The organism is Rhodococcus cercidiphylli (genome assembly GCF_033042225.1).
Taxonomy (GTDB): domain Bacteria; phylum Actinomycetota; class Actinomycetes; order Mycobacteriales; family Mycobacteriaceae; genus Rhodococcoides.
Map to the genome: position 1 here is coordinate 1 of NZ_JAWLKE010000020.1, position 5,019 is coordinate 5,019.

The following is a 5,019-nucleotide window of genomic DNA, read 5'->3' on the forward strand; positions in this document are numbered from 1 at the left end:
CCATCGGCGCTAAGGAGCTTAACTTCTGTGTTCGGCATGGGAACAGGTGTGACCTCCTTGCCATTGTCACCAGACAAATGAATGATTATACATTCAAAACTAGATAGTAAGTAAAGATTTGCGTCGCAAAACTTGAAAAAATTGATTAAGTCTTCGATCGATTAGTATTCGTCAGCTCCACGTGTCACCACGCTTCCACCTCGAACCTATTAACCTCATCATCTCTGAGGGATCTTATAACCGAAGTTGGGAAATCTCATCTTGAGGGGGGCTTCATGCTTAGATGCTTTCAGCACTTATCCCGTCCATACATAGCTACCCAGCTATGCCGTTGGCACGACAACTGGTACACCAGAGGTATGTCCATCCCGGTCCTCTCGTACTAAGGACAGCTCCTCTCAAATTTCCTACGCCCACGACGGATAGGGACCGAACTGTCTCACGACGTTCTGAACCCAGCTCGCGTACCGCTTTAATGGGCGAACAGCCCAACCCTTGGGACCGACTACAGCCCCAGGATGCGATGAGCCGACATCGAGGTGCCAAACCTCCCCGTCGATGTGAACTCTTGGGGGAGATAAGCCTGTTATCCCCGGGGTAGCTTTTATCCGTTGAGCGATGGCCCTTCCATGCGGAACCACCGGATCACTAAGTCCGTCTTTCGACCCTGCTCGACTTGTAGGTCTCGCAGTCAAGCTCCCTTATGCCTTTACACTCTATGAATGATTTCCAACCATTCTGAGGGAACCTTTGAGCGCCTCCGTTACCTTTTAGGAGGCGACCGCCCCAGTCAAACTGCCCGCCTGACACTGTCTCCCACCACGATAAGTGGTGCGGGTTAGAAAGCCAACACAGCTAGGGTAGTATCCCACCAACGCCTCCACGTAAGCTAGCGCTCACGTTTCAAAGGCTCCTACCTATCCTGTACAAGCTGTGCCGAATTTCAATATCAGGCTACAGTAAAGCTCCACGGGGTCTTTCCGTCCTGTCGCGGGTAACCTGCATCTTCACAGGTACTATGATTTCACCGAGTCTCTCGTTGAGACAGTGCCCAAATCGTTACGCCTTTCGTGCGGGTCGGAACTTACCCGACAAGGAATTTCGCTACCTTAGGACCGTTATAGTTACGGCCGCCGTTTACTGGGGCTTCGATTCGTAGCTTCGCAGAAGCTAACCACTCCTCTTAACCTTCCAGCACCGGGCAGGCGTCAGCCCCTATACATCACCTTACGGTTTAGCAGAGACCTGTGTTTTTGATAAACAGTCGCTTGGGCCTATTCACTGCGGCTCTTCTGGGCTTGCACCCTAAAGAGCACCCCTTCTCCCGAAGTTACGGGGTCATTTTGCCGAGTTCCTTAACGAGAGTTCGCTCGCTCACCTTAGAATTCTCATCTTGACTACCTGTGTCGGTTTGCGGTACGGGCACCTAATCTCTATCTAGAGGCTTTTCTCGGCAGTGTGAAATCAACGACTCGAGGAAACAATTTCCTCTCCCCATCACAGCTCAATCTTAAGAGTGCCGGATTTGCCTAACACTCAATCTCACTGCTTAGACGTACAATCCAATCGTACGCTTCGCCTATCCTACTGCGTCCCCCCATCGATTAAAACGATTATAGGTGGTACAGGAATATCAACCTGTTATCCATCGCCTACGCCTGTCGGCCTCAGCTTAGGACCCGACTAACCCAGAGCGGACGAGCCTTCCTCTGGAAACCTTAGTCAATCGGTGGACGGGATTCTCACCCGTCTTTCGCTACTCACACCGGCATTCTCACTTCTAAGCGCTCCACATGTCCTTGCGATCATGCTTCAACGCCCTTAGAACGCTCTCCTACCATTGTCCAAAGGACAATCCACAGCTTCGGTAATATGTTTAGCCCCGGTACATTTTCGGCGCAGTGTCACTCGACTAGTGAGCTATTACGCACTCTTTAAATGATGGCTGCTTCTAAGCCAACATCCTAGTTGTCTGGGCAACGCCACATCCTTTTCCACTTAACATATATTTTGGGACCTTAGCTGGTGGTCTGGGCTGTTTCCCTTTCGAACACGGACCTTATCACCCATGTTCTGACTCCCAAGTTAAATTAATTGGCATTCGGAGTTTGTCTGAATTCGGTAACCCGAGAGGGGCCCCTCGTCCAAACAGTGCTCTACCTCCAATAATCATCACTTGAGGCTAGCCCTAAAGCTATTTCGGAGAGAACCAGCTATCTCCAAGTTCGATTGGAATTTCTCCGCTACCCACAGTTCATCCGCTCACTTTTCAACGTAAGTCGGTTCGGTCCTCCATTCAGTGTTACCTGAACTTCAACCTGACCATGGGTAGATCACCTGGTTTCGGGTCTACGACCAAATACTATACGCCCTATTCAGACTCGCTTTCGCTACGGCTCCACATTTTCTGCTTAACCTTGCATCAGATCGTAACTCGCCGGTTCATTCTACAAAAGGCACGCCATCACCCATTAACGGGCTCTGACTACTTGTAAGCACACGGTTTCAAGTTCTCTTTCACTCCCCTTCCGGGGTACTTTTCACCTTTCCCTCACGGTACTGGTTCACTATCGGTCACTAGAGAGTATTTAGCCTTAGGAGATGGTCCTCCCAGATTCCGACGGAATTTCACGTGCTCCGTCGTACTCAGGATCCACTCAAGAGAGAATATATTTTCAACTACAGGATTATTACCTTCTTTGATTCAACTTTCCAGATGATTCGTTTAATATATTCCTTTGTAACTCCGTATAGAGTGTCCTACAACCCCAATAAGCAAGCTTATTGGTTTGGGCTCTTCCCGTTTCGCTCGCCGCTACTCAGGGAATCGAATTTTCTTTCTCTTCCTCCGGGTACTAAGATGTTTCAGTTCTCCGGGTCTGCCTTCTGACAAGCTATGAATTCACTTGTCGATAACACAACATAACTTGTGCTGGGTTCCCCCATTCGGAAATCTCTGGATCAACGCTTACTTACAGCTACCCAAAGCATATCGTCGTTAGTAACGTCCTTCATCGGCTTCTAGTGCCAAGGCATCCACCGTGCGCCCTTAATAACTTAATCTAATATAGTTATTAATCTGTGAGTGTTCTTTCGAACACTAGCGATTATTTTTTATGAATTCAAGCTTATTTAAAACTCTATTCACTCGGTTTTGCTTGGTAAAATCTATTTACTTACTTATCTAGTTTTCAATGTACAATGTCATTAATTAATAATCACAATTAAGTATTATAACAAAATATAATAGTCAATGCAATATTCAATTAATCATGAATGTTTAAAAATAAACATTCAAAACTGAATACAATATGTCACGTTAATCCGTATCATCTCTACGAGATGTTCCGAATATATCCTTAGAAAGGAGGTGATCCAGCCGCACCTTCCGATACGGCTACCTTGTTACGACTTCACCCCAATCATTTGTCCCACCTTCGACGGCTAGCTCCAAATGGTTACTCCACCGGCTTCGGGTGTTACAAACTCTCGTGGTGTGACGGGCGGTGTGTACAAGACCCGGGAACGTATTCACCGTAGCATGCTGATCTACGATTACTAGCGATTCCAGCTTCATGTAGTCGAGTTGCAGACTACAATCCGAACTGAGAACAACTTTATGGGATTTGCTTGACCTCGCGGTTTCGCTGCCCTTTGTATTGTCCATTGTAGCACGTGTGTAGCCCAAATCATAAGGGGCATGATGATTTGACGTCATCCCCACCTTCCTCCGGTTTGTCACCGGCAGTCAACTTAGAGTGCCCAACTTAATGATGGCAACTAAGCTTAAGGGTTGCGCTCGTTGCGGGACTTAACCCAACATCTCACGACACGAGCTGACGACAACCATGCACCACCTGTCACTTTGTCCCCCGAAGGGGAAACTTCTATCTCTAGAAGGGTCAAAGGATGTCAAGATTTGGTAAGGTTCTTCGCGTTGCTTCGAATTAAACCACATGCTCCACCGCTTGTGCGGGTCCCCGTCAATTCCTTTGAGTTTCAACCTTGCGGTCGTACTCCCCAGGCGGAGTGCTTAATGCGTTAGCTGCAGCACTAAGGGGCGGAAACCCCCTAACACTTAGCACTCATCGTTTACGGCGTGGACTACCAGGGTATCTAATCCTGTTTGATCCCCACGCTTTCGCACATCAGCGTCAGTTACAGACCAGAAAGTCGCCTTCGCCACTGGTGTTCCTCCATATCTCTGCGCATTTCACCGCTACACATGGAATTCCACTTTCCTCTTCTGCACTCAAGTTTTCCAGTTTCCAATGACCCTCCACGGTTGAGCCGTGGGCTTTCACATCAGACTTAAAAAACCGCCTACGCGCGCTTTACGCCCAATAATTCCGGATAACGCTTGCCACCTACGTATTACCGCGGCTGCTGGCACGTAGTTAGCCGTGGCTTTCTGATTAGGTACCGTCAAGACGTGCACAGTTACTTACACGTTTGTTCTTCCCTAATAACAGAGTTTTACGATCCGAAGACCTTCATCACTCACGCGGCGTTGCTCCGTCAGGCTTTCGCCCATTGCGGAAGATTCCCTACTGCTGCCTCCCGTAGGAGTCTGGACCGTGTCTCAGTTCCAGTGTGGCCGATCACCCTCTCAGGTCGGCTACGTATCGTTGCCTTGGTAAGCCGTTACCTTACCAACTAGCTAATACGGCGCAGGTCCATCTATAAGTGATAGCAAAGCCATCTTTCACTATCGAACCATGCGGTTCGAAATATTATCCGGTATTAGCTCCGGTTTCCCGAAGTTATCCCAGTCTTATAGGTAGGTTACCTACGTGTTACTCACCCGTCCGCCGCTAACGTCAAAGGAGCAAGCTCCTCGTCTGTTCGCTCGACTTGCATGTATTAGGCACGCCGCCAGCGTTCATCCTGAGCCAGGATCAAACTCTCCATAAAAATTTATGATGTTTGATTAGCTCATAATACTAAATAGTGTTTGTAACATTTAAGTTACTTTATTGGAATTAACGTTGACATATTGTCATTCAGTTTTCAATGTTC

The 5,019-nt window shown here is 48.0% G+C and carries 3 rRNA genes; all 3 read right to left on the reverse strand.

The features are described from left to right. Positions 1-74 (reverse strand): 5S ribosomal RNA (gene rrf, locus R3P95_RS25940); the annotation flags it as partial. A gap of 67 nt (positions 75-141) precedes the next feature. After that, a 23S ribosomal RNA gene (locus tag R3P95_RS25945) occupies positions 142-3,063 on the reverse strand. A 300-nt stretch (positions 3,064-3,363) separates the two neighbouring features. Then, positions 3,364-4,914 (reverse strand): 16S ribosomal RNA (locus tag R3P95_RS25950). Positions 4,915-5,019 lie beyond the last annotated feature (105 nt).